At 57.6% G+C, this 3,752-nt stretch carries 3 protein-coding genes; 2 read left to right on the forward strand and 1 reads right to left on the reverse strand.

The annotated features are described in order from the left end of the window. Positions 1–708: hypothetical protein (locus ACETWG_11210; protein MFB0517154.1), on the reverse strand; the 708-nt coding region annotated here is incomplete at its 3' end. A gap of 633 nt (positions 709–1,341) precedes the next feature. Between ACETWG_11210 and ACETWG_11215 the strand changes: the two genes are divergently transcribed. Beyond that, a complete protein-coding gene (locus tag ACETWG_11215; GenBank protein MFB0517155.1) occupies positions 1,342–2,982 on the forward strand; it encodes a tetratricopeptide repeat protein in 1,641 nt (546 codons plus the stop codon). Between the two features lie 21 nt (positions 2,983–3,003). Next, a partial coding sequence (locus ACETWG_11220) for a glycosyltransferase family 2 protein (GenBank protein ID MFB0517156.1) occupies positions 3,004–3,752 on the forward strand: 749 nt, incomplete at its 3' end.

A 3,752-nucleotide genomic window follows, 5' to 3' on the forward strand; every position in this document is an offset into this window, starting at 1 on the left:
GTCGTCGGCTCCGGCTTCATTCTTATAGCCCCCTGCCACCGTACCAAAATGATCGGCTATCCGGTTGACGGCTCCGCTGGCGCCACCGCCGCCAATAGTAGCGCCCCAGACGCCACTGGCGAGGTTATTGCCGCTATAACCACCGATAATATTAGGGCTGATGTCGTTTGGTTCCAGGCGCAGGGCGCGGGCGTTGTTCACGTGCAGCTGGAGGGCGGTGTTATCGGTAGTGCCCAGGAAGTTGGTCCCGGCGGTAGTGCCGCTGTTGCCGGTAAGGGACCAGCTGGCTCCATCCGTTGGGGCTGATAATGCGTACTGGGCCGTGTCGGCGTACACAGCATTTTGCGCGCTCAGGCTGTAGGGCGAGGACGTGAGGGGAGTGCGCGGCGACAACGGAGCGCCGTTGACCGTTATTTGCAGCCAATACTGGGTGTCAAAGTCAAGGTCGAGGGGAACGCTGCTCCCCAGGATCACTTGAAAGATACCGCCGGTCACTTCGAAACTATAATACGTCTCGGGTCCCCACAACTCAGTACCGCCGGTGGAGTCACTATAGAGGCTGAAAGCAAGGTTGACCGATTCGTTCAGCAGGTTACCGCTGGCATCTTTCAGGACGCCCTGGTAGCTCATGGTCCGGGGGATTTGCCCCTGACCGACTTGTATGAGGAAAAGGGCTGATAGGATTAAAAGGCTTATAGTATTTCTCATGGCTGCTTCTCCCGCGGTGAAGTGGGGCTGTTTCCGGTGTATCTCGGAGGAATTAGGTGCGATAGGGAAGGCACCGGACGTGCCAGATGTAGAGGCACCCACTGGACAGTCTGACAACATCTCTCCATGGGAGCCTCCTTTATCTGCACCGGATGTAATTTACGAGGATATGGTAAGAACAATAGAAACAATATTAAGGAAATTCTTAGGTCGGGGTAGGAATTCAGGCAATATGATTTCACGCCCGTGTCTGGTGTCTCCTGCAAATGGCAGCCTGAGACCGATACGGCAAATAATGTGGAACCAGGAAGCGCGGTTCGGAGTTATTGGGGGAATAAGAAATCGTTGCGGAAGTAATAACCCGTTAAAGCCCAGGGTTCCATTTCCAAACCCCTCCTCTGCCCTCAAACACAGGTGCTGGGTATGGAAAGATGGAACCCTGGACGTGCGAAGGATACAATGAAGGGAAGTAAATGTCAATAAAAACCTTAGGACTTCGGCAATTGCCAAGCCGAGCCCCTTCCCGATAAAGGAATCGCGCAGACAGTTCCCGGGAAACTCTCCGGCGGATACAGGCATTCAAACGGTGTAACGCTTGAGCGCCATGATTGGTGATTTTGAGAAGGTGTATTGATGGCGAGGATTGTATTGTTTACGGAAGGGGCTACCTCTAAATTTTTCAACACTATGATAAACCTACCCTGGCGCTGCGCCTCCATTGTGTTGCCCGTCTCCTTGATCCTGAGCCCGCTCTGCGGCCAGGAGACCCAGGCGGAGGTGAGGCAATACGATACTCGGGCCCTGTCCCACTTTCTGGATGCGGACCTGTACATGATGCAGGGGGACTATGGCGAGGCTGCTGCGGCCTACGAACGGGCTTTAAGCTATGATTCCAGCTCGGCGACCATCTACCTGGGCCTGGCGGAGGCCCTTCTGCGGCAGGGTCAGCTCGAGCGCTCCCGAGCGGCCGGGGAGCAGGCCAAGCGGCTGCAACCGGACGACCCCCTGGTTTATGAATTCCTCGCGCGCAACGCGGCGGCCCGGGAAGACCTCGGTGAAGCGGTCCAGCATCTGGACAAGTGGGCGGAGCTGGACCCTGCCGATCTGGACCCGCTGTTCCGTAAGGCAGGCCTCCTGCTACAGCAAAAGAAGTTCGCCGAAGCCATAGACGCCTATCTGGCTATTTATGATCGCGACCCGCTCCAGGAGCAGGTACTGCCCAGGGCCGGCGAAATCGCTATCTCTATCGGTGATTTTGAACGGGCCTATCAGGTCTACCAGCGGCTTCACCAGCAGCGGCCGGATGATCCCCGCATAACCCGGACTTATGCCGAGATCAGTGTACAGATTAAGCGTTACGAAGAGGCCGCTGCGGCCTTTGCACAGCTTGAAGAGTCCGGCGAGGCAACACTGGCCACCACGCTTCAACTCGCCTGGCTTTATCTTCAATTGGAAGACCTGGACGGGGCCCAATCCGTGCTGGCCCCACTCGTTGAGCAGGGGCACCGCCAATGGGACGTGCTGAGTCTGTCCGGGCACGTAGCCGAGAAGCTATCGGACTATGAGCAACTGGCGGCGGTCTCCGAATTGATGAGGGAGGTTTACCCTGACAGCATCGGCGGATATACCGGTCTGGCCATTGCCCGCAACTACCTGGAAGACAGACAAGGGGCTGTCGAGGTCCTGGAGGAGGCGATCATCCGATTCCCCGACGATGCGGACGTCAACTATCTTCTGGGCAATTTGTACTTCAATACCGACCGATTTGCCGAGGCCGAACGTTGCCTCCTTACGGCTCTTACACAGCGTCCAACGGCCAGCCACATCCAGCACCTGCTGGCCACCACCTGGTCAAGCCTGGGCAAATACGCCCCTTCCGATTCGCTGTACGAGGTGGTGCTTAAGGCCGATGAAGACGATGCGGTGGCGATGAACAACTATGCCTACAGCATTGCTGATCGGTCGCAGGTCTCCCGGCGGCAGCTGTGGTATGCCCGGAAACTATCCCGCAAGTCCCTGAAGCTGCAGCCCGAAAATGCCGCCTTTCTGGACACTTATGGCTGGATCTGGTACCGCCTGAAGTGGTACCGGACCGCCCACAAATACATTGCCAGAAGTGTAGCAATAAGGCCGGACAGTCCGGTAGTGCTGGAGCATCTGGGGGAGGTTTATCTGAAGCTCGGCAAGTCCGCGAAAGCCGAAGAGTACTTTGAGCGGGCCAAGCAGGTCCGTCAGCAAGAGACCCCCCCTATGGTTCGCGCCCAGGAGGAATAGGTCACATTATCTCTATTAGCCATGAACACATCCACCGTTGTCCCGCTTTATAACGAGAAGGACTCCCTGCGCCCGCTCCACCAGGAGATTACCGGTGCCCTGCCCGCTCGCGGGGAGCACGAGATCGTGTATATCGATGACGGCAGCACCGATGGTTCGGGGGCCGTCCTGAGGGAAATCGCCGACGAGGATGCGAGGGTCCGGGTCATCACCTTTTACCGCAACTTCGGTAAGGCGGCGGCACTGGCGGCGGGATTTGAGATCGCCACCGGCGAGGTGATCGTTACCCTTGACGCCGACCTGCAGGACGACCCCGCGGAAGTCCCCGAGATGCTGGCGCTGCTGGAGCAGGGGTGGGATATGGTGAGCGGATGGAAGAAGGTGCGGCATGATCCGCTGAGCAGGCGGCTGCCATCCAGGCTCTTCAACTCCGTCGTCCGCCTCATGACGGGCGTACCGGTCCATGACTCAAACTGCGGCTTGAAAGTCTATCGGGCTGAGGTGGCAAAGAGCGTGGAGCTCTACGGAGGACTGCACCGGTATATACCTGCCCTGGCCAAGTATAAGGGTTTCAAAGTAACGGAGAAGGTGGTCCGGCACCGGCCGCGCCAGTACGGAAAAACCAAGTACGGCCTGACACGATACCTTCACGGTCTGCTGGACCTGTTTACCGTTCTGTTCATCGGGCGTTATTTTCAGCGGCCGCTCCATTTCTTCGGCCTGGTGGGCCTGTTGCTGTCCCTGGCCGGTTTGGCGATTTCCATTTACCT

The sequence above is a fragment of the Candidatus Neomarinimicrobiota bacterium genome, assembly GCA_041862535.1.
Lineage (GTDB): Bacteria > Fidelibacterota > Marinisomatia > SCGC-AAA003-L08 > TS1B11.

Excerpts from the sequence above, each read along its gene's own strand:
- ACETWG_11215 (MFB0517155.1), top strand. The coding sequence starts at position 1,342 with ATGGCGAGGATTGTATTGTTTACGGAAGGGGCTACCTCTAAATTTTTC.